Origin of the sequence: Rhodococcus sp. 15-725-2-2b, assembly GCF_002259075.1 — a bacterium.
In the GTDB taxonomy this organism is placed as follows: Bacteria; Actinomycetota; Actinomycetes; order Mycobacteriales; family Mycobacteriaceae; genus Rhodococcoides.
Genome location: NZ_NPFL01000028.1, coordinates 127,429 through 153,740, shown reverse-complemented (window position 1 = coordinate 153,740; position 26,312 = coordinate 127,429). Strand labels below are relative to the sequence as shown.

25 protein-coding genes and 1 pseudogene are annotated in these 26,312 nt (G+C 63.7%); 15 read left to right on the top strand and 11 right to left on the bottom strand.

Going from position 1 to position 26,312, the window contains the following annotated elements; genetic code table 11:
• Nucleotides 1-87: 87 nt before the first annotated feature.
• The gene (locus CH306_RS28490) at nt 88-1,008 is read right to left on the bottom strand and encodes an oxygenase MpaB family protein (RefSeq protein ID WP_094648485.1); all 921 of its coding nucleotides are present in this window, start codon (nt 1,006-1,008) and stop codon (nt 88-90) included.
• Nucleotides 1,009-1,238: 230 nt separating this feature from the next.
• Nucleotides 1,239-2,099: a class I SAM-dependent methyltransferase gene (locus tag CH306_RS28485; protein ID WP_143545430.1), complete on the bottom strand. Its 861-nt coding sequence runs from the start codon at nt 2,097-2,099 to the stop codon at nt 1,239-1,241.
• Nucleotides 2,100-2,162: 63 nt separating this feature from the next.
• On the opposite strand from CH306_RS28485, the gene CH306_RS28480 reads away from it, so the two are divergent.
• Nucleotides 2,163-2,975 (top strand): class I SAM-dependent methyltransferase, encoded by an 813-nt coding sequence (locus tag CH306_RS28480; protein WP_179281807.1) that lies wholly within the window; start codon nt 2,163-2,165, stop codon nt 2,973-2,975.
• The gene (locus CH306_RS28475; protein ID WP_094648488.1) at nt 2,966-3,958 is read left to right on the top strand and encodes a phytanoyl-CoA dioxygenase family protein; all 993 of its coding nucleotides are present in this window, start codon (nt 2,966-2,968) and stop codon (nt 3,956-3,958) included. Before CH306_RS28480 ends, CH306_RS28475 begins: the two co-directional genes overlap by 10 nt.
• A 139-nt stretch (nt 3,959-4,097) precedes the next feature.
• On the opposite strand, the gene CH306_RS28470 is transcribed toward CH306_RS28475, so the two are convergent.
• Complete coding sequence (locus tag CH306_RS28470) at nt 4,098-4,394, bottom strand: putative quinol monooxygenase (protein WP_032376247.1); 297 nt, start codon at nt 4,392-4,394, stop codon at nt 4,098-4,100.
• Between the two features lie 597 nt (nt 4,395-4,991).
• Here CH306_RS28470 and dnaK point away from each other — a divergent pair.
• From dnaK to CH306_RS28425, 9 genes are all read left to right on the top strand, one after another.
• Nucleotides 4,992-6,872 carry a molecular chaperone DnaK gene (gene dnaK, locus CH306_RS28465; protein WP_032396347.1) on the top strand — a complete coding sequence of 627 codons (1,881 nt, stop codon included), beginning with the start codon at nt 4,992-4,994 and terminating at the stop codon, nt 6,870-6,872.
• A gap of 8 nt (nt 6,873-6,880) precedes the next feature.
• Nucleotides 6,881-7,405: a nucleotide exchange factor GrpE gene (locus CH306_RS28460; RefSeq protein ID WP_032396037.1), complete on the top strand. Its 525-nt coding sequence runs from the start codon at nt 6,881-6,883 to the stop codon at nt 7,403-7,405.
• Nucleotides 7,406-7,411: 6 nt separating this feature from the next.
• On the top strand, nt 7,412-8,341 hold the full coding sequence (locus CH306_RS28455) for a DnaJ C-terminal domain-containing protein (protein ID WP_068055997.1): 930 nt from the start codon (nt 7,412-7,414) through the stop codon (nt 8,339-8,341).
• Nucleotides 8,338-8,667, top strand: a complete 330-nt coding sequence (locus tag CH306_RS28450; RefSeq protein ID WP_094648489.1) for a chaperone modulator CbpM — start codon at nt 8,338-8,340, stop codon at nt 8,665-8,667. Before CH306_RS28455 ends, CH306_RS28450 begins: the two co-directional genes overlap by 4 nt.
• The gene (gene clpB, locus CH306_RS28445; RefSeq protein WP_094648490.1) at nt 8,649-11,282 is read left to right on the top strand and encodes an ATP-dependent chaperone ClpB; all 2,634 of its coding nucleotides are present in this window, start codon (nt 8,649-8,651) and stop codon (nt 11,280-11,282) included. Before CH306_RS28450 ends, clpB begins: the two co-directional genes overlap by 19 nt.
• A gap of 14 nt (nt 11,283-11,296) precedes the next feature.
• Complete coding sequence (gene trxA, locus CH306_RS28440; protein ID WP_094648491.1) at nt 11,297-11,749, top strand: thioredoxin; 453 nt, start codon at nt 11,297-11,299, stop codon at nt 11,747-11,749.
• Nucleotides 11,746-12,012 (top strand): ubiquitin carboxyl-terminal hydrolase 14, encoded by a 267-nt coding sequence (locus CH306_RS28435; protein ID WP_082898839.1) that lies wholly within the window; start codon nt 11,746-11,748, stop codon nt 12,010-12,012. Before trxA ends, CH306_RS28435 begins: the two co-directional genes overlap by 4 nt.
• Entirely contained in the window at nt 11,990-13,690 is a 1,701-nt protein-coding gene (locus CH306_RS28430; RefSeq protein WP_094648492.1) for an FAD-dependent oxidoreductase, read from the top strand. The genes CH306_RS28435 and CH306_RS28430 overlap by 23 nt, the downstream gene beginning before the upstream one ends.
• 63 nt (nt 13,691-13,753) lie before the next feature.
• Complete coding sequence (locus tag CH306_RS28425) at nt 13,754-15,031, top strand: esterase/lipase family protein (protein WP_143545431.1); 1,278 nt, start codon at nt 13,754-13,756, stop codon at nt 15,029-15,031.
• Nucleotides 15,032-15,045: 14 nt separating this feature from the next.
• Here CH306_RS28425 and cynS read toward each other — a convergent pair whose 3' ends face one another.
• A complete protein-coding gene (gene cynS / locus CH306_RS28420; RefSeq protein ID WP_094648494.1) occupies nt 15,046-15,495 on the bottom strand; it encodes a cyanase in 450 nt (149 codons plus the stop codon).
• Between the two features lie 169 nt (nt 15,496-15,664).
• Between cynS and CH306_RS28415 the strand changes: the two genes are divergently transcribed.
• From CH306_RS28415 to CH306_RS28400, 3 genes and pseudogenes are all read left to right on the top strand, one after another.
• A complete protein-coding gene (locus CH306_RS28415) occupies nt 15,665-16,579 on the top strand; it encodes an aldo/keto reductase (RefSeq protein WP_094648495.1) in 915 nt (304 codons plus the stop codon).
• A 273-nt stretch (nt 16,580-16,852) separates the two neighbouring features.
• Nucleotides 16,853-17,833 (top strand): DUF368 domain-containing protein, encoded by a 981-nt coding sequence (locus CH306_RS28405; RefSeq protein WP_094648497.1) that lies wholly within the window; start codon nt 16,853-16,855, stop codon nt 17,831-17,833.
• 428 nt (nt 17,834-18,261) lie between these two features.
• A pseudogene (locus tag CH306_RS28400) lies at nt 18,262-18,411 on the top strand (MerR family transcriptional regulator); the annotation flags it as partial.
• Nucleotides 18,412-18,516: 105 nt separating this feature from the next.
• Here the strand turns inward: CH306_RS28400 and CH306_RS28395 are convergent.
• From CH306_RS28395 to CH306_RS28380, 4 genes are read right to left on the bottom strand one after another with little or no spacing between them, the layout of a single operon-like run.
• Nucleotides 18,517-19,260, bottom strand: a complete 744-nt coding sequence (locus CH306_RS28395) for a carboxymuconolactone decarboxylase family protein (RefSeq protein WP_094648498.1) — start codon at nt 19,258-19,260, stop codon at nt 18,517-18,519.
• Nucleotides 19,257-20,147 carry an SMP-30/gluconolactonase/LRE family protein gene (locus tag CH306_RS28390; protein ID WP_094648499.1) on the bottom strand — a complete coding sequence of 297 codons (891 nt, stop codon included), beginning with the start codon at nt 20,145-20,147 and terminating at the stop codon, nt 19,257-19,259. The genes CH306_RS28395 and CH306_RS28390 overlap by 4 nt, the downstream gene beginning before the upstream one ends.
• The gene (locus CH306_RS28385) at nt 20,144-20,584 is read right to left on the bottom strand and encodes a Zn-ribbon domain-containing OB-fold protein (RefSeq protein WP_256981295.1); all 441 of its coding nucleotides are present in this window, start codon (nt 20,582-20,584) and stop codon (nt 20,144-20,146) included. The genes CH306_RS28390 and CH306_RS28385 overlap by 4 nt, the downstream gene beginning before the upstream one ends.
• A 1-nt stretch (nt 20,585) precedes the next feature.
• Complete coding sequence (locus CH306_RS28380) at nt 20,586-21,731, bottom strand: thiolase family protein (RefSeq protein WP_094648500.1); 1,146 nt, start codon at nt 21,729-21,731, stop codon at nt 20,586-20,588.
• A gap of 219 nt (nt 21,732-21,950) precedes the next feature.
• Here CH306_RS28380 and CH306_RS28375 point away from each other — a divergent pair, with 219 nt between their 5' ends.
• Entirely contained in the window at nt 21,951-22,637 is a 687-nt protein-coding gene (locus CH306_RS28375; RefSeq protein WP_256981296.1) for a GntR family transcriptional regulator, read from the top strand.
• Between the two features lie 2 nt (nt 22,638-22,639).
• Here the strand turns inward: CH306_RS28375 and CH306_RS28370 are convergent, their stop codons facing one another.
• The 3 genes from CH306_RS28370 to CH306_RS28360 are packed head-to-tail and all read right to left on the bottom strand — an operon-like array spanning nt 22,640 to nt 26,162.
• Complete coding sequence (locus CH306_RS28370; RefSeq protein WP_094648501.1) at nt 22,640-23,524, bottom strand: SMP-30/gluconolactonase/LRE family protein; 885 nt, start codon at nt 23,522-23,524, stop codon at nt 22,640-22,642.
• On the bottom strand, nt 23,521-24,786 hold the full coding sequence (locus CH306_RS28365; protein ID WP_179272989.1) for an MFS transporter: 1,266 nt from the start codon (nt 24,784-24,786) through the stop codon (nt 23,521-23,523). Before CH306_RS28365 ends, CH306_RS28370 begins: the two co-directional genes overlap by 4 nt.
• On the bottom strand, nt 24,783-26,162 hold the full coding sequence (locus tag CH306_RS28360) for an MFS transporter (RefSeq protein ID WP_094648503.1): 1,380 nt from the start codon (nt 26,160-26,162) through the stop codon (nt 24,783-24,785). The genes CH306_RS28365 and CH306_RS28360 overlap by 4 nt, the downstream gene beginning before the upstream one ends.
• Nucleotides 26,163-26,312 lie beyond the last annotated feature (150 nt).

Below are 26,312 nucleotides of genomic sequence, written 5' to 3'. Positions count from 1 at the left end.
GGATCGAACGACTGGAGGGCCCGACGGTCGGGACTACTTCGGCCTCGTCGCGTGCGTACATCGGAGTCCTCGTGACTCTGTTGTCCATCAACGGCTTCCCAGTGCCGGGCCCTCGGTGCGTCCGACGGCCCTGCGGTGGCCGAGTGTGGGAATGTCCAGCGGCTTGGGATGCCGCGTTCCGAAGTGGTCGGACCAGGATCGGTGGGGCCGATGCGGGCGAACGCCCTGAAATGCCAGGTACGCACCGATCGCCGGCGGCACGACATGCCGATGGCCTCGGGACGGCTCGGGCAATCGATGTATCGCACGCAGGTCTTCGGTGAACACCGACAGCAGAATGCCGTCGGCGAAGCGCTTCGTCCGACCGGGGAACCATCGCTCCTGCCAATCGACGAACAATTGATCGACGATCTTGCGGGCACCGTCGGTGTGCTCGTACCGAGACTCGTAGTCGAAGGTCCAGCGCAAGAAGCGCTCTCGCGTCTGCGGAACATCGAGGCCCATGTACTCCCCGACCTGACGCCAGAAGTGAAAACGCGCTTCACGCTCGTTGTCGGTGAAGACGCTCAACCCGAGATGTTCGACGATGCGGTCCGGCTCGAAGGCCAGCGAACCCAATGTGTACAGCTTGTCGTCGTCGGTGATACCGAACCGCGAGTGGATCTGCTCCATGCGGTCGATGATCGATCGGCCGTATTCGCTGGAATGCCCGTGATGGAGCATCTCGCCGAAGAAAAGCAGCGTGTCGTCGTTGCGTCTGCGCACGTCGTGCATCATGTCGCCGGTACCGGTCCGGTACAGAATTCGCGCGATCGACGGAACCGCCACCTGTCGAGCGAATGCCACGGTGTACGCGGCATGGGCGAAAATGGCGTCGCCATAACGCACTTCGAGGCTCAGATGCGTGGCTTCCTCGTTGCCCACAACCGGGTCGAGTTCCTCGATCCGGCGACCGACCGCCCGCCCCGTCACCCACTTCCGAGACATCAGTGCCGCGTTCGTTGCCATGACTTACCTCCACGTTCCGTCATCGGCACCAAACAGGAACGGCACCGTTCTCAGTTCACCATGCAACTAGGAACGTCTTCGTGTCAATATGTCACCGGAGATTTGCGCCTCCGGTGGCAATTCCCCCCGTTCGCGCGCTGTGGGTCAGGACGAGGGGCGACTTTCCTGGCCCGCGGAGCTCATTCGCGGCGAAGGGCCGCACATCGTCGGCGCAGATCCTGCGTGACCGGTCAACGACGGGTTGCGGCGAACACGTCGACCGGGTGCGGCACCCGAAGTCTGCCGTCGGTGCCCGGCACCGAGACCGCGTCGAGATAGGCCCGCACGGTGCCGTACAACTCGGGAGTCAGCCGGGCCTGCACTGCGAAGTCGAGTACCTCGTCGCCGGCAGAGGCGAGGTCTACCAACGCGTCCAGAGTGGCCACGTCGTCCACTGCGATCCCGCCGTCGACGAAGGCTTTCTCGACGTCTGCACTGAACCACTGCCGGTGACCCTCCAGCGGCGGGGCGAGAACGCCCACCAGAGCGTTGAGCGCAGCCGACGGTGCAACGGCCACCCACAGCTCACCGCCGGGCCGCAGCAAGTCGAGAGCGCTTCGCAGCGTCGCCCCCACGTCGGCGACGTAGTACATCGAGTGCACGAACAACACGACGTCGAAAGTCTCGTCGACCGGGGCGTCGCCGAAGGACGCGACGTGCGCATCGACGCTGAGCTCGGCGTTCGTCAGCGCGGCCATCCTGGCGGTGAACAACTCCACACTCCCGGGCCAGGGGTCGATACCCACGTACCGCACCGGTTCGCCGGACAGCCGCTCCACCAGACCGGCGGCGAGCCGGACGTCGAGCGACCCGTCACCGCAGCCCACCGACAGCACCGAAATCGGTCCATCCCCCATCGCTGCCAGCCGGGCGGCGAGGTGCGCGGCGATCAGACCGCGCTGGTCGGACAGTCGCTCGAAAGCGGCGTGGTCTCGGGCGTAGGAGTCGGGCGCGAGACCGGGCAGAGGCCCGGAGTCACGCCGCAGGGCGCGTAACGCGTCGAGGAGCCCGGCTGCAGCGTCGCTCGACGGATACGGAGCTATGTTGGACACCACATCGAGTGAACCACGACGCACCCGGGAATGCGTTGCGGTTGGCTTCCCGAGAGGAGTGCCATGAGCAACGGAGACACGGCCGAGCGCAGTCTCGAGCACTGGAGCGAGGCCGGCCGCACGGGCATGGAGGCCTTCTACGCCCTGGCCACGGAGGACTACCACCAACTGGCACTGGCCGCCGACTGGCCCGCCCTGCTCGCCGAGCACAGCCGCGACGGCTGGTCGCTGCTCGACGTGGCCTGCGGCAGCGGCAAGTTCCCCACCGCTCTACGCCGCTACACCGATCTGTGGACGGTGCCCGAGCTGGCCTACGACCTGCTCGACCCGTCTGCCTTCTCGGTGGCCGAGGCTCGCGGAGCCCTCGGCACACCGTTCGTGCCTCGAGACGACCTGGTGATGACCCTGCAGGACCTGCCGGCGGATCGGACCGGGTACGACATCGTGTGGGCCACCCACGCGCTGTACGCCCTTCCGCCCACAGAATTGGATGCCGCAGCCGAACGATTCGTGGCTGCATTGGCCCCCGGCGGCCTCGGTTTGGTCGCGCAGGCCACGGCGAGCTCCCACTACCTGGCGTTCTACGACGCCTTCCGGGCAGGCGTGCGTGACGCGACCCCGTACACGACGGCCGAGCAGGTGCGCGACGCGCTGATCCGAGCCGGCGCGGATGTGCGCGACCAGCGCGTCACGTACACCACCGGGACATCCGATCGTGTTGTCGCCGAGGGCTTTCTGCAGCGCTGCGCCTTCGACGACTCCGTGTCGCTGGAGGAGATGGAGGCTGCACCGGTGCTGGGCGACTACCTCGCCTCCTGTCGCGACGAGTCGGGTTCCTACACCTTCTCGCACGAGGCGGCCCTGCTGTGGCTCTGAACGAACCTGCGGCTCCGACGAACGAACGGCTCCCCCAGCAGAATCGCGATGGCGGTATCGACCAGGACTGGGCAGGCGACGATCAGGACTGGTGGGATTGGTACGTCACTCTGGCTGCCAACGACCAGGTGCCCGCCGAGTTGGTCGACGGGCCGGGCCTGCCGGACGTCGACGCAGCGTCCGACGAGCAGGTCGAGCGTGAGCTTGCCGAGCCGTACGACCTCGACCCGGCCGCGGTCGGGTCCTTCGCCCGGGAGGCCTTCGTTCGGCTGCCCGCCGTGTTCTCCCCTGCCGTGGTACGACGCCTCGCCGAGCGCCTCGAGGAGCTACTGCGCGCCGAGCACGGCGAGAACGTTGCCGGTCGGTTCACCGCACTGGAGCAGATGTGGCTCCACGACGACCTGATGCGTGCCGTGGCACTCTCGCCCCGGATCGGCGGCCTGGCCGCGGCCTTGCTGGACGAACCGGCCGTGCGGCTCTACCACGACAACGCGCTGTCCAAGGAGCCCGGCTGTGGACGCACGCCCTGGCATCACGACGCGGAGCATTTCCCACTGCAGACCGTCCAGGCGGTCACTGCGTGGATGCCGATGTCGGCCATCCCCGGCCGAATGGGTCCGCTGTCGTTCGCGCGCGGAGCAGACGTGCTCGACGAGGTCGAAGACCTGGAGTTCGACAAGGTCGGCACGTCGTACGACGAGGCCGTCGCCCAGCGCTTCGTCGAGCGCAGCGTCGCGGTGGCATCGGAGCCATTCGAAGTGGGCGACGTGTCGTTCCACTCCGCGCTGTGCTTCCACACCGCCGGGCCGAATCGGACGACACAGCCGCGCCGAGCACTGGCCACCACCTATTTCGCCGACGGGGCTCGGGTCGTGGAATCGCCGACACTGATCAGTGGCACGTGGCGCGAGTTCCTCCCCGGTGTCGAGCCCGGCGGCCTCGCGGCCTCCGAACTGAACCCGGTGGTCGGCCGCCGAGACTGAACCGGACTGCTCGCCCGAGACCCCATGCGATGGGATCGGTCGACGCTGCCGTAGTGGCGCAACAGACCCTGGCACTACCGGCACCGATGCGACCGCTCCCTTCCGAATGAGGTGGGCTGCATCGCAGACGGAGGAACCGTCAAAGTTTCTCGGCGAGTACATCGAGGTAGCTTATTTCAGGCGGCGAGGCGAAGAGTTCGTCCGCCCGTTCGCCGAGAGCCTGGCCGACCGGTCCGTTGAGATGCGTTTCACGGGCGGCGTCGTCCGGGAAAGCATCGACGATGCCGAACGTCGATGGGCCGAACCGTACCGCCAACCAGGGTCGGGTGCCGGGCTCCTGTTCGACGAGCGGTTGGGCCGACCGGAGAAACTCCTCGACTGCATCTTCCTTGCCGGGCTTGGCTTCGAGTCGGACCAGCAGTGCCTTGGTGACCATGACGATTCTCCTGTTCGAAGTGGTGGACACGGCCAAGCATCACACCTCGGACCGGCAAAGGGAAGGGCCTGCAGTCCGCGCGCGATCGAATTTGGTTTTACCCCTGGTAATCTCGCAGCCGAGAGAGGAGACTCGACCGGTAGAGGGAATAAGCACGCCAGGTGCAGCGCCGGCCGAATTTCGGTCACGTCGCGAAACATGTTGATGTGCCAACATTTTGGGTTACCGGTCAGTTCAGTGTGCTGCTTCGAACTGCCCACACCGCGTATCGGCTCGAACATCACGATCTGTTGCACGGATACAGAATATCGAACGACCGACACTGGCCGACGTCGACAGTCGCGACCAGGGATTCAGGCGGTCGACCTCCGTTGTACGGTGAATAATGCTGTCTACCAGCCGCATTCGTTCTCATCCCATCATTTTTCACTGCGGGTGCGTCGGCCACCTTCTCGACCTGCATTTCCCAACAGGCGTGCCGATCTCGACTCGTACCAACCAGTACAACCACCTCACTACGAAGTCTTCGCCGATGTCGGGGTAACGGACGCCGCTGTCCACATGCTCACCGGCCGGACCGATCGAAAGGAACGAGTCATGGCGACTGCTGTGGGTATAGACCTGGGCACCACCAACTCCGTCATCGCCAGCTGGCAAGGCGGCGAGCCGGTGGTGATCTCCAATATCGAGGGAGCGCGGACGACGCCGTCGGTGGTGGCCTTCACCGAGAGCGGAGAACGGCTGGTGGGTCAGCTTGCCCGACGGCAGGCGATCTTGAATCCGAAGGGCACGATCTACTCGGCGAAACGCTTCATCGGACGCCACTACGACGAGATCTCCGATGAGGCAAGAGCGGTCAGCTTCGACATCGTGGCCGGTGACAACGGCGAGGCCCGAATCGATGTGCGGGGCAAGAAGTATGCGCCGGAGGAGATCAGTGCCCTCGTACTGCGCAAGCTCGTCGACGACGCGAGCAAGTTTCTCGGCGAGAAGGTCAAGGAAGCGGTCATCACAGTTCCTGCGTACTTCAACGACGCGCAGCGCAACGCCACCAAGGACGCCGGCCGTATCGCGGGCCTCGAAGTCCTGCGGATCATCAACGAGCCGACCGCTGCGGCGCTGGCGTACGGCATGGACAAGCAGGTCCACGAAACCGTACTGGTCTTCGACCTCGGCGGCGGCACCTTCGATGTGAGCTTGCTCGACGTCGGCGAGGGCGTCGTCGAGGTTCGGTCGACGGCCGGCGACTCTCACCTGGGCGGGGACGACTTCGATCGACGCCTGGTGGACTACCTCGCCGACGACTTCCAGCAGGTGGAGAACATCGATCTGCGCAAGGACGCACAGGCGTTGCAGCGCCTTTTCGAGGCCGCAGAGAAGGCCAAGGTCGAGTTGTCCTCGGTGACCCAGGCCCAGGTCAACCTGCCGTTCGTCACCGCCGATTCGGACGGTCCCAAGCACCTCACGACCACCGTCATGCGATCGAAGTTCGAGGATCTGACGGCGGATCTCGTGGAGCGCTGCCTCGACCCGGTGAAACAGGCAATGAGTGATGCCAAGGTCACCGCCAACGACATAGACGAAGTGATTCTGGTCGGTGGTTCGACGCGCATCCCGGCGGTGCAAGCCCTGGTTCGGCGGCTCACCGGCGGCAAGGACCCCCACATGGGCGTCAATCCGGACGAAGTCGTGGCTCTCGGCGCGGCGGTTCAAGCCGGCGTGCTCAAGGGCGAGGTCTCCGACGTGCTGCTGCTCGACGTCACCCCGCTGTCTCTCGGCGTCGAGACACAGGGCGGGGTGATGACCAAGATCATCGAGCGCAACACGACCATCCCGGCCCGCCGCAGCGAAGTGTTCTCCACCGCGGAGGACGAGCAGTCCGCCGTGGATGTCGTTGTGCTGCAGGGCGAACGCGAGCGGGCCGCCGACAACCGTTCGCTCGGACGTTTCCGTCTGGAAGACATCCGGCCCGCACCGCGCGGCGACGCCCAGGTCGAGGTCACGTTCGATATCGACGCCAACGGCATCCTCAATGTCACGGCCAGGGACAAGGACACCGGCAAGGAACAGAGCATCACGATCAGTGAGCAGAGCAATCTGGACCCGAGCGAGGTCGAACGCATGCTGGCCGAGGCCGAACGGAATCGGGGCGATGACGAGGCGCTGCGCAAAGCTGTCGACGCGCGCAACGAACTCGATTCCGTTGCGTATCAGGTGGAACGGCGACTCGCCGAACTCGGTGACAGCGCGCCACCGCACGACAGGGCACGGGCCGAGATGCTGATCGCCGATGCCAGAAAGGCAGTGAAGGACGGCGCTTCGCCTGCAGATGTACAACCACTCGCCTCCGAGCTCCAACAGCTCCTCTACGGGCTCGTGCCGGTACAGGACGGCGGTGACGGACGTCAGGTCGGTGGCGCGGACGCGGCCTCGACCGATGACGACGACGTGATCGACGCCGAATTCGATCGAAGCTGAGGCACGAGATGGAAAGGGCTGCAGATCATTCGACACCCGAACCAGCGGCCGACGTCACGGAAGGCGATCGAACCGAGACGGTACCGGATCACGCCGCCACGAGTGCCGAGGAGGCTCGACTCGACGACCGCTGGCGCAGAGCCCTTGCCGATCTGGACAACCTGCGCAAGCGGTATGCCAAGGACCTGGAGCGAGAACGGGCCGCGGAGGTGACGAAGGTGTCCGCGGCGTGGCTGCCGGTACTGGACAATCTGGAACTTGCGTTGGCACATGCGGACAGCGATTCGCAGACCGTTGTCGACGGCGTCAAGGCGATCCGCGATCAGGCGGTGCAGGTGCTGTCACGGTTCGGTTTCGAGCGTCACGACGAGGTCGGAGTTCCGTTCTCCCCGCAATTGCACGAAGTGGTCAGCGTGGTGGTCCGGCCCGACCTTCCGTCCGGGACCGTGATCGACGTCGTCCGTCCGGGTTACGGAGAGGACGGACGGCAACTGCGGCCGGCGTCGGTGGTCGTCAGCCGCCCCGAGGGGTGAGCACCGATGGCGCGTGACCACTACGAATCGCTCGGAGTCCCGCGGGGTGCGAGCACCGACGAGATCCAGCAGGCCTACCGCAAGCTGGCTCGCAAGTATCACCCCGACGTGAACAAGGACCCCGCAGCGGAAGACACGTTCAAGGAGATGAACGAGGCCTACCAGGTGTTGTCCGACCCGGACACTCGGAAACGCTACGACCGGTTCGGTGCCGACTTTCGGCGTGTCCCCGAGGATTACGACGAACGGACCCGCACCCACTCGGGTGGATACCGCGGTGGCGGGAACAGTGGCGGAGGATACGACCGCGGGAGCAGACGCGTGCACTTCGGTCCCGGTGGCGACGGTGGTGTCGATCTCGACGACCTCTTCGGGCAGATGTTCGGCGGCGGTGGCGGGTACGGGCCGATTCCCGGTGCCGATCAGGAAGCGGAACTGGCCTTGACGGTCGAGGAGGCGTACCGGGGCGGCACACGCACGCTCGGACTGGACGGACGGCAGTACGACGTCGACATTCCGGCCGGGGTCGTGGACGGCCAGCGAATTCGGTTGGCCGGACAAGGCGGACGGAGCAACGGCGGCGCGCCGCCGGGGGATCTGTACCTCGTGGTGCGGATCGAGCCACATTCCCGGTTCCGAGTACAGGGCCGAGACATTCACGTCGACCTCCCGGTATCGCCATGGGAGGCGGTCCTCGGGGCGACCGTCGCCGTTCCCACCCCGGGTGGCGAGGCGAAAGTGAAAGTGGCTCCGGGCTCGTCGACTGGAAGGAAGCTGCGACTGCGCGGCGAAGGAATGCCGAATCCACGTGGCACCAACGGCAACCTGTACGCCGAGATCAAGGTGATGGTGCCGTCGAAACCGACAGCACGCGAACGCGCACTGTTCGAGCAGTTGGCCGCAGAATCGAACTTCGATCCGAGGACAAAGACATGAGCGACCCGAACCCGGTGGTCCGGTACGTACTGGTTCGACGCACCGAATTGTCGACCGACGCCTTCGCCGAACGTACGGGGCTGCATCCGGAACTTGCACGGAAGCTCGTGGTCCTCGGTCTGCTCGACGCCGATCGCGTCGTAGGTGGCGAAATGTTCTTCGCATCAACCGAAGTGGCCCATGCAGCCCGCATTCGACGACTGCGGACCGGTCTCGGCCTGAACTACTCGGCAATCGGGCTCGTGCTCGACCTGCTGGAACGAATCGAGACACTCGAAGCATCTTCCCGCAGAAGGAGGACAACCACATGGACATCAGCAACCTGACCGAGAAGTCGCGCGAAGCACTGCAGGAGGCCCAGAGCCTTGCGACCAGAATGGGTCACACCGAGGTCGACGGAGAGCACCTACTGCTCGCCTTGGTCGGTCAGCAGGATGGCTTGGTGCCCCGATTGCTCGAGCAGGCCGGTGCCGAGGTCGATGCCCTGCAATCCGATCTGGAACGTGAACTCTCGCGAAGGCCCAAGGTCAGCGGCCCCGGTGCCGGGACCGGTCAGGTGACGATCACCCGACGCTTGTCCGTGCTCCTCGACGCCGCCGATCGAGAGGCGAAGCGGCTCAAGGATTCCTACGTGTCGGTGGAGCATCTCCTGATGGGCCTCGCCGAAGAGGGTTCGGCCACTGCGGCAGGGCGAGTACTCGCCCGTCACGGAATCACCAGGGACTCCTTCCTCACAGCGCTGACGAAGGTGCGCGGCAATCAACGCGTCACCTCGGCCAGCCCGGAAGGTGCGTACGACGCGCTGGAGAAGTACGGACGCGATCTGGTCGCCGAGGGGCGGGCGGGCAAACTCGATCCGGTGATCGGACGAGACGCCGAAATCCGCAGGGTCACGCAGATCCTGAGCCGCAAGACCAAGAACAATCCGGTTCTGATCGGCGACCCCGGCGTCGGGAAGACCGCGATCGTCGAGGGCCTTGCCCAGCGGATCGTCCGCGGCGACGTTCCGGAAGGCCTGCGCGACAGAACGATCTTCTCACTCGACATGGGTTCCCTGGTGGCCGGCGCGAAGTACCGCGGGGAATTCGAGGAGCGTCTGCAGGCGGTGCTGGCCGAGGTGAAGGCAGCCGACGGGCGGATTCTGTTGTTCGTCGACGAGTTGCATACCGTGGTCGGTGCGGGATCAGTGGGCGGTGAGGGGTCTCTCGACGCCGGCAACATGCTCAAGCCGATGCTCGCCCGAGGCGAGCTGCACATGATCGGTGCCACCACGCTCGACGAGTATCGCAAGCACATCGAATCCGATGCGGCACTGGAGCGACGGTTCCAGACCGTCCTCGTCGACGAGCCGAGCGCCGAGGATGCCATCTCGATCCTGCGCGGACTCCGCGAACGCCTCGAGGTGTTTCACGGCGTGAAGATTCAGGACGGCGCTCTCGTCGCTGCCGTCACCCTCTCGCACCGCTACATCACCGACCGCTTTCTCCCGGACAAGGCCATCGATCTGGTCGACGAGGCGTGCGCTCGGTTACGCACCGAAATCGATTCGATGCCGGCCGAACTCGACGAACTCACCCGGAAGGTGACCCGGCTCGAGATCGAAGATGCCGCGCTGTCCAAGGAGACCGACGGAGCGAGCAAGGCACGTCTCGACGAGCTGCGCAAGGAGCTGGCCGATCTGCGGGCCGAGGCCGATGCCCGGCACGCTCAGTGGGAGGCGGAGCGACAGGCGATCCGCCGGGTGCAAGAGCTACGGAGTGAGCTCGAGCGCTTGCGCCACGAGGCCGAGGAGGCGGAGCGCGCCTACGACCTCAATCGGGCCGCCGAGTTGCGCTACGGCGAGATCGTCGAGCTCGAACGCAGGCTCGAGTCGGCAGAGGAGCAGCTGGTCACCAGACAAGGCCGGAGCCCGTTGTTGCGCGAAGTGGTCACCGAGGACGAGATCGCCGAAATCGTGGCTGCGTGGACTTCGATCCCGGTCGCTCGGCTGCAGGAAGGCGAGCGACAGAAGTTGTTGCAGCTCGACGAGATTCTGCACGAGAGGGTCGTGGGTCAGGACGAGGCGGTGCAGCTGGTCGCGGACGCGGTGATCCGGGCGAGGTCCGGCATCCGTGATCCACGCCGGCCGATCGGGTCGTTCATCTTTCTGGGCCCGACGGGCGTGGGAAAGACCGAGCTCGCAAAAACATTGGCCGGCGCTCTCTTCGACAGCGAAGACAACATGGTGCGCCTGGACATGAGCGAGTACCAGGAGCGGCACACGGTGAGCCGGCTCATCGGGGCACCTCCCGGATACGTGGGGTACGACGAGGGCGGACAGCTCACCGAGGCGGTGCGCCGAAAGCCGTACTCGGTTGTGCTTTTCGACGAGATCGAGAAGGCGCACGCAGATGTGTTCAATACCCTGCTACAGGTGCTCGACGACGGCCGGATCACCGATTCACAAGGCAGGCAGGTCGATTTCAGGAACACGGTGATCATCATGACCTCCAACATCGGTTCCCAGCATCTCCTCGAAGGAGTCACACCCGACGGCGAGATCGAGCCGAACGCCCGCGAGCGGGTTCTCGCGGAACTGCGTGGGCATTTCCGTCCCGAGTTCCTCAACCGGGTCGACGACATCGTGCTGTTCACCCCACTCACCCTGCCCCAGATCGAGCACATCGTCGGGTTGCAGCTCACCGATCTTCGAAACCGGTTGTCGGAGCGCAGGATCGATCTGGACATCACCCCGGACGCGCGCAGGCTCGTCGCCGAACGCGGATTCGACCCGGTCTACGGTGCACGGCCATTGCGTCGGTACATCGCCCACGAGGTCGAGACCAAGATCGGTCGCGCGTTACTGCGAGGGGACATCGAACCAGGCGGCACCATCACCGTCACGGTGGTCGACGGAGAACTCGTCGTCGCGTATGCGGAACCCGCCGTCGCGGCGGCCTGAGAGGAGATGTCGCCATGGAATCGGACAAGGTGAAGTGCGCGCACTGCGGCAAGGTCAACAGGGTGCCTGCCGCAGCGGGCGGGACACCCCGGTGCGGGAACTGCCACGAGCCGCTGCCGTGGATCGCCGCAGCACGGGACGAGGACTTCGCGGAGATCGCCGAACACCCCTCGGTGCCCGTACTCGTCGATCTCTGGGCGACCTGGTGCGGACCGTGCCGCATGGTCAGCCCGGCGCTCGAACAGCTCGCCGGAGAACGCGCGGGCCGGATCAAGCTGGTCAAGGTCGACGTGGATGCCGCACCCCTGACGTCCGAACGATTCACCGTCAGGGCCGTGCCGACCCTGCTGGTGATGGATCGAGGTGAGGTCCTCGCTCGGCAGGCCGGTGCAGCCCCGGTACCCCAGCTACGCGCATGGCTCGATCGAGCGCTTTCGGAGAATGCAGGCAAGGAGGCGACATCATGACGTTCGTGCCAGTGGACCCGCACGTCGATGCAATCCGGTCCGTGGTGCCCAGAACTCCGCAGGGCTGCGAAGAATGCCTGCGTCTCGGCACCCCGTGGGTGCACCTGAGGCTGTGCCTGACATGCGGGCACGTCGGGTGTTGCGACTCCTCGCCGGGCAGACACGCGAGCGCGCACGCACATGTCGTCGGTCATCCGATCGTTCGGTCGATGGAACCCGGAGAAGATTGGAGGTGGTGTTATGTCGACCGAAATTTCGTCTGAGGACGCCGGACCAGCGGTCGTCGACGAGACCACGGACGAGCACGGCGCGTTCCCGCGGCTGACGGACGATCAGGTCGCAGTGCTCGAGGTCGGTGGCACACGTCGATCGGTTCGTACCGGAGAAGTGCTGATACGCGAGGGTGCGCCCAGCAATGACTTCTTCGTCGTTCTGTCCGGCAAGGTCGCCGTTCTCGACGAGGGTGACCGGGACGGTGAACGTCGAATACTTCGCGTGCACGGACCCGGCCGCTTCTTGGTTGAGCTCGGACTGCTCGAAGGTCAGGTGGCGTTCTACACCGCCGAAGCGATCGAAGACGGCGAGCTGCTCGTCACTCCCGCCGAACGGGTGCGCGAACTGGTTGCCCACGATCCAGTGCTGAGCGATCTGATCCTGCGGGCTTACCTGCTGCGTCGACACCTGCTGATCGGGCTCGGCTCGGGGTTCCGGATCATCGGGTCCTGCTATTCACCGGACACGTTGCGGCTTCGAGAATTCGCAATGCGAAATCGATTGCCTCACAAATGGATCGATCTGGAGCGGGACGAGCGGGCGGAGCAGCTGTTGCGCAGCCTGGACATCGCCCCCGAGGACGTTCCCGTCGTCATCTGGCACGGCGAGAAGGTACTGCGCAATCCGACGAACACAGAGCTCGCCCGCATCGTCGGACTTTCCGTGCCGAACGCTGCCCAGGACGTGTTCGATCTCGTCGTCGTGGGTGCAGGACCGGCCGGACTGGCCGCATCCGTATACGGAGCGTCGGACGGGTTGAACACGGTGACACTGGAGACGATCGCCGCAGGGGGACAGGCCAGCACCTCCTCCCGAATCGAGAACTATCTGGGATTCCCGGCCGGAATCTCCGGATCCGAATTGGCCGAGCGGGCTGTGATCCAGGCCGACAAGTTCGGTGCCCGCATCCTGGTCTCGGCAGAGGTGACCGGATTGACGTCCGAAGCCGGGTACCACGTGCTCCGGCTCTCTGACGGCGGCACGGTTCGCGGCCGGTCCATCGTGCTCGCCACCGGTGCGCGCTACCGCAAGTTGACCGTTCCCGGTATCGCGGAACTGGAAGGCACGAGTGTGTACTACGCCGCCACTCATCAGGAAGCCCGCATGTGCGGGACCGACCCGGTGGCCATCGTCGGCGGCGGTAACTCCGCAGGCCAGGCGACAGTGTTTCTCGCCGAACATGTTTCGGACGTCCACTTGCTCATCCGCAATGACGATCTCGGAAAGAGCATGTCCCGTTACCTGGTCGACCAGATCGAGCACCACCCGCACGTGACCGTGCACCGCCACACCGAGGTTCGCGAGGTCCGCGGCAAGAAGTACCTCGACGAAGTCGTGGTCGAGAACAACCGCACGGGCGAACAGGCCACGATCAGAGCGCACGCCCTGTTCGTGTTCATCGGAGCGACGCCTTACACGGGGTGGCTTGCCGACGCCATCGCACTCGACGAACACGGGTTCGTCGTCACCGGTACGGACGCAGCTCTCGCTCGTGGAGACGGCGCCCTACAGATCGGAGCAGCGCTGTGCGGGACGCTCGAAACGAGCCGACCCGGCCTGTTCGCCGCGGGCGACGTCCGCAGCGGATCGGTGAAGCGAGTCGCATCCGCAGTCGGTGAAGGAGCGATGTCGGTACGCCAGGTCCACGAGTATTTCGAGCGACGGTGACGTGGGACAACCGCAACCATCGCAGCCCTGACGGATCCAGTGGACACACGTACACTGAATCGAGTGGGGAAGAGAACTCAGCGCACACAGGAGTTGGGTGAACTCGCAGAAATCGCGCTTCGCGAGCTGGCATCGGCCACGGGTGGTGTTCGCGCAGTTCACTCGGCCATTGCACGACGCACATTTGCCGCCGTGAAACTCGGCGTCGGGCCGGCCGCCGTGCCGACGCAGCTGATGCACGACGCGATCGCCGCCGGAACCTACGCGACCATCACAGCCGCCTGCACCGGCGCAGCCACAGCAGTCGGTGCACTGACCGGCAGTTCCGACGTGACCGGCGACGAGGTCACCGAGGACGATGCGCGGCCGTCACCGTCGCACACCACCCGCGGCGCTCAGACCATCGCCGTCCTGCACGGTCTCATCGGCGACGACATGGAGCGCAGTTCCCGGGTCCTCGCCTACCCGATGTCGATACGTGTCGACGGACGCCCGGTAGTTACCAAGTACCGCGCCCTGGCCACGGCGTTTCCCGACGCGGGAGCGCACCTCGTGGTGTTCCTGCACGGGCTCGTGGAGACCGAATCGGCATGGCGGCTCGGTGGGCGACCCACGTACGGGGAGCGCCTGGACTCAGAATCCGGAACGACCTCGATCTTTCTGCGCTACAACACCGGTCGTCGAATTGCCACCAACGGTGCCGACCTGTCGGACCTGTTGGAACAGCTCGTGCTGGCCTGGCCCGTCAGGGTTCACCGCATCACCCTGGTCGGTCATTCCATGGGCGGGCTGGTCTCGCGCAGCGCCGCACACCACGCTGCGGAGAGCGGCCGCCGATGGGTGGAGCTGTTGACGGACGTATTCACCCTGGGGACACCACATCTGGGTGCGCCGCTTGCGCGCGGCGTTCACGTCGCCACGGCAGCGCTGGCAATAGCGCCCGAGACCCGTCCGTTCGCGAACCTGTTGGCGCGTCGAAGCGCCGGAGTCCGCGACCTGATTCACGGATCGATCACCGAGGACGAGGGACATGCCAGCTACGCCGACGGATTCGACGTCGGAGCGGCCGCGGACATCTCGGTTCCGGAGGGGGTGCGGCATCATCACGCGTCCGCCGTCATCACAGGAAACCCGCGACACCCGATCGGAATCTTCGTGGGCGACGGCCTGGTCCGTACGGACAGCGCCGGAGGGCGGAACAAGCTGCGTGACATAGGACTTCGTCCGGACGACGGTCTGGCGATCAACAGCGCACACCACTTCACCCTCCTCAACGACGAGAGAGTGTACGAATGGATGCGACGCGCACTGGTCGGCCCATCTTCCGAATCGTCCCCCTGACTGTCGATTTCGGCCTACTCGGTCCATCGATAGTCGAGGAACTTCCCGTCGAACGTCACCACGACACGATCTCCGTCCTCGTGCGGGCGTCGTTCGATGTTCATCGTGAAGTTGATGGCACTCATGATGCCGTCGCCGAACTCCTCGGCGATCAGTTCTTTGAGCGCAGGGCCGTACACCTGCAGCGCCTCGTGGAATCGGTAGACCGTGGGGTCCGAGGAGATGCCGAGCGACCCGCGATAGGGGGCCAGGGTCAGCTCGAACAACGAACCGTCGGGCATGCCCAGTTTTTCGGCAAGGAGGTCGGCCTGGGCGAGGCTGAGGGGATGCTGTCCGTAGAGTGCCGACACCGTCCATGCCACCGGCATGTCGATGGCCTCGGCCACAGCGGCCCAACTCAATCCGGCTCGAGCTCGTGCAAGCCGAATCTCGCCGATCAATGGCTTACCTGAAAAATCGGTCAACAGCTCTCTCCTTCGTGGCCGTACTGCAGGCGCACACCGAGTGCGCCCCGAGTTCACAGTCTCAGCTCGATGATCCTGCCTCGCAACATCTGGTATCGATCACGCGAGCACGGTCCGATCGCAGATATGGTGGTTGTTTCCGCCACGGCACAACGAAAGTACTGACGACATGACCCAACTCGGTCTCGGCCTTGCCGCCCTCGGACGCCCCGAGTACCTGACGGTCGGGCACTCCGATGCCGTCGACGGGCGATTCGATCCGGCAGCCCTCGAGCAGCTGTGCCACGCAGTACTCGACGCCGCATGGGACAGCGGAATCAGACACTTCGACGTCGCGCGCTCCTACGGCTTTGCCGAGCGCTTCCTCGGCAGCTGGTTGTCGCGACACCCTTCTCGGCGAGACGAGCTGGTGATCGGCTCCAAATGGGGATACGCGTACGTCGCCGATTTCCAGCGGGGTGCCGAGGTGCACGAAGTGAAAGAGCACTCGGTTGCCCGCTTGGCCGAGCAGTGGCCGCAGACTCTGCGCGACCTCGGCGGTGCACCGGACCACTACCTGATCCACAGCGTCACCCCGGACAGTCCAGCCCTGAGCGACACTGCCCTGCTCGACGACCTACGTGCCCTAGCCGAGAGTGGTACCCGAATCGGCATCAGCACCAGCGGGCCACATCAAGCCGACGTGGTGCATGCAGCGCTGGAGATCGGGGTGTTCAGCTCGGTGCAGTCGACGTGGAACCCCCTCGAGCCGTCCGTCGGCCCGGCGTTGGCACGAGCACACGAAGCCGGCTGGTTCGTCGTCGTCAAAGAGGCCATGGCCAACGGCCGACTGGTGGCCGAAGATTCTGCACTCGCCCGCGTCGCGGACTCCGCCGGAATCGGCCGCGACGCACTGGCGCTGGCACGTGCACTCGCCCAACCCTGGGCCGATGTCGTGCTCTCCGGCGCGGCCACAGCGGCACAACTCGAGCAGAATGTCGCTGCTCTGTCGATCGACCGCGAACTGATCGCAGCGAGCGATCCGGATCTTGCAGAATCGCCAGAGATGTACTGGGACAACCGCTCTCGACTGGACTGGACGTGATCGGTTCTGGCACGAGCTGATCGTCCGCTGAATACTCGGATCCACGCCGATGTTCGCGGAGGCCGTCTCTGCGACCGACGACCTCGGATCGGCTCCTCCGTTTCGGATACCCGACTCCGATCGGCGTCGGGTTCACAAGAACGGGGAGCTGATTCGTGACGGCGGTATGGGGAGGGCGGATCGAACCGTCGAACGCTCGCAAGCGGGTGCGATCACACCCGAGCTTGTCGAGCCGGTGTCGAGCGGCATTGCGGCGTTTGGGACGATTCGGGCATGACGACGAACCGGCAGACGCCCTCCGAACATGGTGACAAGGAGCAGGATCGACCCGGACTCGATGACGTTGTCAGGGGGCGGCCGCCGGCGACGGAATTGGCGGCCAACGTCGTTCGCGGCGGTCTGATCGGTCTGGCGGAAACGGTTCCCGGGGTCTCCGGCGGCACGGTCGCCCTGGTCACCGGGATCTACACCAGGGCTATCGCGTCGGCGAAGCATCTGACGGACATCCCCAAGGCCGTGCTCACGCGGTCCGACGTGCGTGCCGAGGTCCGCCAGGTCGATTGGTGGCTGCTCGTCACGGTCGGCGTCGGCATGCTGTTGATGGTGTTCTCGGTGGCGGGGATCATGGCGGATTTCGTCACGGATCAGCCCGTCTACTCGAAGGCACTGTTCATGGGCATGATCGCGATGTCGGTGGCGATCCCGTTCATGGAGATCAGTCGTGGAGCTTTCCCCACCATCAGGTCCCGACTGTCCGCCGTGGTTCTGTTCGTCGTTCTCGCTGTCGCGGTCGTCGTTCTCACGTCGCTACCCGGGGTCGAGGCGTCGAATCCGTCGTTGATTCTGGTGTTCTTCGCCGCGACGATCGCAATATGTGCGCTCGTGCTGCCAGGTGTATCTGGCTCGTTCTTTCTGCTGGTCATCGGCCTGTATGCGCCGACGCTCACGGCCGTCGACGAGCGGAACCTGACGTACCTGGCCGTGTTCGCCCTAGGTGCTCTGGTGGGGTTGGTCAGCTTCGTTCGAGTGCTCGAACGGTTGCTGGCGAACTACCACGACCTGGCGATGGTCGCCGCTGCCGGCCTGCTGTTGGGGTCGTTGCGTGCACTGTGGCCGTGGCAGGGCGAGAACAGAGAACTGCTGGCTGTCGGCAACGAATGGCCCGCCGCCGCGGGCCTCTTCGCCGTCGGAGTTGCGGTCGTGGCTGTGGTCGCCATCGTTCAGCATCGACTGGCCGCCACGCGTACGCCCTGACCGAAACGGTCGGCGTAGCCGGCAATCCACTCCCCTCGTCGGAATTCGCACCTCCTACAGGCACCGTGAATTCCCACGAGGGGCGTATGTGCGCGCGAGCCGTCCGCACCGGCCACCACAGACAAAAACTCCGACCCCAGCAGCGGGATCGGAGCAGTGGAGCCTCCCAACGGGATCGAACCGTTGACCGCTCGCTCACAAGTATGTTGCGAGACAACCGGATACGTCCGCATGGAACCACCACAGAGGCTCTGACCTGTGTCAATCGTCCAGGCAGCACCACCCGAATCCAGGTCCGTTCGTACCGACATGTGACACGCTCGTGACACCGAAGAGCAAGGCATCAGCGACCCCACCCCGCACGCAACTACCGACTCACCCATCGTCAACGTGCCATTAGTGCGAAGGTCAAATCGTCAGGAGGAGCAATGCGCATCGGAGAGCTGGCGAGCACGACAGGCGTCCCGCCGAGAATTCTTCGCTACTACCAAGAACAGGGCCTGATCAGCCCGCGTCGACTCGACAACGGGTACCGAGAATACGACGAGTGTTTGATAGACCGGGTAAAGAAAATTCGCGAACTCATCGACACCCCGGCACCGACCTCAGGAAATGGCGAGTCGCAGACTGCCCAGAACACTTCTGTGGCGGCTTCGGACGATCCTCAGCGTCGTTTTCCGGCGTTACCAATCCTCAGGACCGACGCTCGACACGGATGCAGCCGCGCTCTCGACGTTGCTCAGCGCGCGCAGACCCAATTCGATGGTGTTGGCCGAAAAAGGAATGGTAAGGGCAACTGCAGCAACGATTTCCGAATCTGTAGCGCCATAGCGTCGGGCATTGTCGATGTGAAGCTTCGCACCGGCACCGTACAAGTGGGTGGTCGAGAGATCGGCAACCACCAACGTCAATTCGCGCCACTTCGGTGCGAGCCCGTCCTTTCGCCACAGCACCTTTCCCATCGAGCGATAGGCAGAAAACAGGCGTGGAGTGTGCGTGCTCATCATCCCGTGTACACCGGGAAATGGGGCCTCGAATGCGTCCCAATACCCTCCGCTCGTCGATTCTGGAACACCGTAGTCCTCTGGGTCGAAGGCGAGCGGTAAGCCGATAGCGAGGCTGTGCGTGGAAATCATCGAAAGAAGCTCGAGGACATCGAGTATCTCGCGTCGACTCGCTCCGAGTTGGAGTGCTCTCCGAATTCGCTCGTCGACCCCGTGCTGGTCAAGCACTGTCATCGATGCGTCGTGGGCCAGCAGCAGAAGCTCGCGAATGTGAGGATCGAGCTCAGCGGCCGAGAACGCAGCGTCCAGGTACTCGGCATAGGCCTCGGCGAATACGAGGTCCAGTTCGATCAGCAGTTCCCATTGCCGACTGACGCTCCCGTACACCCGTTCGACTTTGCCGCGGACATCGTCGGCGCTCACAGTGCAGTGACCGGGAGCGGAAGGCCGGTGTGAATGGCAGGGATCGATACGACGGTTCCGCCTTTTGCGATGGTCACGATCATCTGGTCGAGCGCTGCGCCTGCGAAGCACACGCTGGTCACGAGCACGCGGTTGCCGAACAGAATTTCATGACAGATCTCGCCTTGATCATCAACGGCCACAACGTTGTCGCCGGAGCTGCCGGCGATCCAGAGCCAACCGGCGGAATCGACTGCCATGCCGTCCGGGCGGCCTCGCTCAAGGGTAACGGCCCATCCGTCCGGCGTGCATCCTTTCTCGGTGACGTCGTAACGGCGAACGGAGTCGGTTGCCGTTTCGGCGACGTACAACTTGCCACGGGTGCTGTCGAAAGCCAGGCCATTGGGAAACATGAGTCCATCGAACTGCGTTTCGAGATCGCCGGTCTTCGGATCGTATGCGTGCAGCCGCCCGGGCTTGACCTCGCCGATTGCATGCTCGGCGGTGTCGGTGAACCACAGTCGACCATCAGGACCGATAACGCAGTCGCTGGGCGCAGACACCGTTCCCGACAGTTCGACGCTCAGAGTGCCGTTTGCCCATCGCTGCAGCGAAGGCGCGGCCGGGAGTTTCGAGCGCGAAGGCATCGCAGTTCCGCCGTTCTGGGTGATCCACAATTCACCGCTGGGGCCAAGGGCGAGTCCGTTCGGACCACCTCCGGTTTCGCACAACAGTGTGGGCCCGGATCCATCCAAGGGAACCTGATAGACGTGACCGCGATTGATGCTGGTCACCGCAATCGAGGTGTCGTCGATCTTGACCGGTCCTTCGGTGAATCCGACACCGCTTGCGAGCACAATCGCGCCATCGGGAAGTTCGAGCGACGCTGGCGCTTCCTGCATCGTCATCGGGTCCTACTTTCCTTGGGGTCGGTGCCAACCTGGTCGCGCTCGAACCGGACGGCCGTGTGGCCGTCTATGTCCACGAATGCAGCGCGGACACGCATGCCTATCGTCAGTTCCGTGTTGTCCAATCCGACGATGTTGGTGATGAGTTTGGTTCCTTCGTCGAGCTCGACCACGGCCACGTTGTACGGCAGCGGACCGAAATTCGGAAAGTACATTTTGTGAAATACACCGAAAGTCCAGATCGCTCCTCTCCCTGTCGATTCGATCCACTCGAATGAACCGAAAGCCCCGCAACTGCTACAGGCCGCCCGAGGGGGAAACTGGGTCACCCCGCACCCGAAGCAACGAGTGGTCATCAGTTCGTGCCGATCGAGAGCCTCGAAGTACGGTTTCAGCAGTTTGGATGCCGGAGTGAAAGGCACTGTTGGAGAATTCATTCTAATAATCCGATCCGTAGATTATCGAGGAAACGACCGGCGAGGGGCAGACGTACTGGATGATCGAGGTCCGTTCCAATTGACGCGCACCGCACGTCCGCCGTATTTGACGCACTGCCTCGACCGTGAGTCCCCATCCCTGCATATAACTTTCGGAGAGATGGCCGCCGCTGGTGTTGAGAGGTAGCTCGCCTCCGATACCGATTCGGCCGCCCTGGATGTAATCGCCACCTTCGCCCTGTTCGCAGAATCCAAGCCCTTCGAGCGCGAACAACACATTGGGGCTGAAGTTGTCGTACACCATCAATGCATCCACGTCGGCGCGCTTCACATCCGCCATGCGGTAGGTGCGCTCCCCGACGGCTCGGGTGGCATCACACCAATTGTCCCCGGGAGGGAAGTCGGAATTGATCAGCTGCCCTTGCTGTCCATAACCCAGGACATAAGCGGGTGGGTTCGGGTAGTCGGCGGCTTCGTCTGCGGCGCACATGATCAAGGCCACGCCGCCGTCGTTGATGAGGCAATAGTCCATGACGTGCAGGGGTTCGACGATATAGCGGGAATTGTGGTACTCGTCGAGACTGAGCGGCCTCCGCATGACGGCATTCTCGTTCAGTGAGGCATTGTGACGGAATGTCATCGCCACTGTCGCCAGCTGATCGTCGGTGGTGCCGTACAAGTATTTGTGACGCTGGTACATCATGGAGTAGAACGCGCCGGGGGATGTGAAGCCGTACGGGGCAGTCAGATCCGCAGACGTTCCGTAAGCTTCGCCGACAACGCCTCCGTAGGTGGCACCTGCCGACCGCCCGTTGTTGCCGTACACCAACGCAACACGCCTGCACAGACCGGTAGAAATCGCCATGGCTGCCATCTCGATCGACGTGCCGGACATCCTTCCCTCGGATGGGAGTTGAGCCATCCAGCTGGGCTGGATGCCGAGATTGGCGGCGACAGCCTCGTATGAACTCACGCGGTTCACTATGAGTCCATCGATGTCCTTGACCGTCAACGCTGCATCACTGAGCGCTTCGTACAGAGCCCAGCTGCCGAGGTCGTCGGCGGAGTATCCGGGTAGTTTGCCGAAGGGCGTGGTGCCGACGCCAACGATGGCGCTTGTTCCCTTCGGTCCGTTGGCTGATGTCATTTTTCTCGCATCTCTTCTCTCGTAGTCGACCGGACCGACCAAGTGATCACGGAGCTCAGTAAAAATATTATATATAATAATCCCCAGGAGCGTAACCTTTCGAAGCCTGCGGCGAAGCTTTGAGCGATGATCCCTCCTTTTGTATAGAATGCCTCCTGAGCGCGCTTTCGATGGCGCAAGCCCGAAGAATGTGTCGCCGGAGCGCCGAGGAGGCCGAGTGTGAACAGCGAGAAAGTGTCGCCCGCCGCAGCGCAGGTGGGTGGGAGGAAGCAACTCTCCGCCGAGGTCGAGGCCTTCGTGCGCGAGGAGATCATGACCGGGAAATTCGAGGCCGGCCGGTACATTCGAACGGAGACTCTGGCGGCGCACTTGGGTGTCAGTCAAACGCCGGTCAGAGAAGGGCTGCAGGCGCTGCGAGGTCAAGGTTTCCTTCGCCTCGAACCACGGAAGGGCTTCAGGGTATTGGAGCTGCGCCGGTCCGACATCGACGACATCTTCGGCGTGCAAGCGGATCTCGCCGCCGAGCTCGCCAGGCGTGCCGCGACGCGTCTGAGCTGGGAGCAGGTGAACGAACTCGCGCGGGTACACGACGAGCTCGTGGTCGCCGTCGACGCTAGCGACGGGGTCGCAGTGCAACGGCTCAACAGCGACTTCCATCGCCTCATCAACCACAGTGCCGACTCGCCGAAGATCGCCATGCTGCTCGCTGTCGCTCTGTCCTACGTCCCCAACAGGTTCTACGAGACGACCGGACTGTACCCACCGACCGACGAGCGGACCGAAATCCTCGAGGCGATGAAGACCAGGGACCCCGAGCGGGCAGCGGCCGCGATGCGCGTCCACATCGAGCGCTCGGGCGTGGTTCTCCAGAAATTTCTGGACGACAAGGGAATTCTCGGCAGCTGACTTCATGCCGTCTCGGGCGGCCCGATGGTTGTCGACTCGATATGTGACTCGAGCTTCTCAAGGCATTCGGTGCGGTCGAGCGTCGGTGAACTACACAACAGCAAGTCGTTGCCGCTCGGTCCGCCCACCACACAAGCAAGGCAGAGCTGTTGAGTCGGAACACGTTCGAGTAACGTTCCGGCCGCGGTGACGCGTTGGGCTGCATTGCCGAAGACATCGGACACCCAGATACACCCCCACCCGTCCAGGCCGATGCCGTCGGGAGCGAACCCGAGCGGAAGACGCACCCTATCGATCAAAGTCCCGTCGGGCGCAATATCGAACCTGCTCAGTTGCGAACCGAACGACTCGGCGACGAACAGCTGTCGGGTTCGATCATCGATGACGATTCCGTTCGAGAATGCGATTCCGGACGCCGCTTCTCGGTAGCTCCCGTCCAGGTCCACCACGAACACTCGACTGAGGACTGGACATTCGAAGGTGCCTGCCGATACCCGTGCGATGTCGTCGGGGCCGGAGAGATGGTCGTGGGGATCGAATCCTGTTTCGCCGACGTAGCAGCGTCCGGAAGCGTCGACCACCATATCGTTCAGCGTGGTCGGCACGGTGGCCGACAGGTCCGCGTGGATAGCCCAGCCGTCGTTCTCGCGCCGAAGGATCTGCCGTTGCTCCATCATCACCACCAGAAGTCGACCGTCCGGGAGCCAGTCGATCCCACCGGGTGATCCGGGCACCTCGATGACCGTGTGGACACCAGTTCGCACGTCCGCGACAACGATTTGTTCGAGATGCATGTCGACGAACCAGAGTCGGTCTTCGTGCCATCGTGGACACTCGGTGAAGGCGAACCCGCTCACGACGGTGGTGGATGTTGTCGGTGTGTTCACTGTGCGCTACTCCTTTTGTCGGTTGTCGCCGGTACTGCCGAGACCTGTCGGGCAGCGGGCTGCCTGCGGCGGCTCAGCAGGGCGGTGAGGAATGCACCCACGACTCCGAACGCGGCGAATACGAAGAAGCTCGTGGATGTGCTGCTGCCGCTGGCGATCAGAAATCCGATCAGTGTCGGACCGCCCAACGCGCCGATTCTGCCTGCGATCGAGATCCAGGACAATGCTGCGACGCGTGTGGAGTGCGGGTAGTCGGTGGCAACGAATCCTGGCAACAGGAGTTGTGCACCAAGGGTTCCCGCGCCAGCGATGAACACCAAGCAATACACGATCAGAATGGGCATGGGAATCGACAACGCCAGAATGCTGGCCGACGCGGCCAGAAAAACACTGATTATCACGATGCCCGGGCCGGAGATGTCGGCACGTTTTGCGAGCAGGGGTGGCATCACCGCTGCGCCGAGGTTCAGTGCGATGAGAAAGGTGAGGGCGGAACCGAGTTCGTACCCGTTGGCGCGCATCAGTTGCGGAAGCCAGGTGTTCAGTCCATAGGTCAGGATCAGACCCGCTGCACTGACCGCGCCGAACAAGGCGGTACGCAGTCGGACGGTACGGGTGAACAAGCCTGACACCACCGTCGATATGGGCTTGGTTGCGCCGGAGTCGAATTCGCGACTCACGCCGAGAGCTACGTCACCTTTCGGTAGGCGAGCAATCATCAGCGGAACGATCGTCAGCAACGGCAACCCTCCGAGTGCGAACAGGAATCGGGCACCGAGGGGTTCGAGAACGAAATAGCCGATCAGTGCGGCGATGACACCGCCGACAGGGTAGCCGGACCACGCGATCGCACTGTAGCGGTTACCTTTTCCTACAGGCGCGCACTGCACGGCCAGTGCGGCAACCAACGGTACGAACGCCCCTACTCCGAGTCCTACGAAGAATCGCATTCCGCCGAGGACCTGCGCATTCGGTGCGATGGACGATGCAAGCATCCAGATCGAAAACCACACGCAGGAGACGATGGTGAGCCTGCGTCGCCCGAGCATGTCGGACAGAGTGCCCGAGATGATGGATCCGATCAGCATCCCGATCACGGTCATGGTGCCGATCAGTCCGGCCTGTGTCGGGCCGATGTTCCATTCGTCGGATGCAATCAGCTGGGGTAGGACCGTTCCGTACACGACCAGGTCGTAACCCTCGAACGCGAGCCCTAGAAAGCAGATCGCCAGTATTGTCTGCCGTTGTCCACGATTCGTCATGCGATACCGTCCGCTTCGCCGGATTCGATCCGAACACGCCTGGAGTTTGCCCGTGCCGCGGACACCGGCGACGCGGTGAGGTCGTCGTCCAAATGCGAGGGGCGGCCCCCGAGTACCGATATGCATCCGAGGGCGATCACCGACAAAAACGCGATGTACCAGGCAACCGAGGTATTCGATCCGGTTACTCCGAGCAGATACTGCGCCACGAATGGGGCGGTTCCAGCGATAGCAGCGGCTGGAATAGCCTGAGACAGCGCAGTTCCGGTGTATCGCGACAGTGCTGGGAACTGTCCCGCATACAACGCGAACTGTGGTGCATTGACCGGTGCCATAGTGAAGCAGAGGTACACCGACATCGCGACGAACACGCCGATCGGGCCGGCCTCGAACAGCAGGAAGAATGGATACACGAAGACGATCGAGAACGTCAGGCCGAACAGGACAACAGTGCGGGCGCTGGATCTGTCGGCCAGCCAGCCCGCAAAGGGAACGGCGATCGTATAGAGCAGAGCAGCCACGATCAGGGCATTGAGAATCGAGTTTCTGTCGTAACCCAGTGAGCCCGTTGCGTATCCCACGCTGTAGGTGAAGACGGTGTAATAGACGACACCACCGGCTCCGGTGATCCCTGTGGCCAACAGTATTGGCTGCCAATATCGAACGAAGGTGGCGGAGAGGCTCAGGCGGGGCTGCTGTACCGAATCGGTGTTGGACGCGATGAACTGTGGGCTGTCGCTGATGGACCGGCGGAGCCAGAACGACAGACCGAACAGAACGGCACTGAGAAGAAACGGTATGCGCCATCCCCAGTCGAGAAATGCATCGCCGGATATGTGGGAGAAGAACGAGGTTGCAACCGATGACAGGATGAGCCCGAGAGCGCCCATGTGGACGATGCTTCCAAGAAGGTTGCGCGTGGACTTGCCCGAATGCTCGACGAGAAGCAAAGCAACACCTGCCACTTCGCCACCGAGAGCAAAACCCTGAATGAACCGCAGCGTCACCAGGATCAGTGGTGCAGCGATGCCGATGCTCTCGAAACTGGGTATCAGACCGATGGCGACGGTGGCACCGCCCATCATCAGGAGTGTGAGCATGACGGTCTTCTTTCGGCCCACACGGTCCCCGATCCGGCCGAGCACAATGCTGCCGATCGGACGCGCAACAAAGCCGACCGCGAAGGTTGCGAATGCCGCGAGCGTGCCTGTCGCGGGGCTGTAAGACGGAAAGAAGACCTGGTTGAACACGAGCGCGGCCATGGTTCCGTACAGCATGAAGTCGTAGAACTCGATCGTACTTGTTGCTAACCCGGCTACGACCAGTCGACGTCGGTCTGCTGTCGTGGCGGGCGGATTCGGTGGCTGTGATCCCATAGGAGGTCCCCTTGAGCAGGATGGTTCGTGGCAGATGATGCTCGGCTGGCCGAGGTCGAGGAGGGCAGCGGTCCGGAGGTGAATGCCGCTTCGGAGCTACGATTCTATATAGTGGTGTGTATCACTATGCTTGTCAAGCACTGCTTTGAG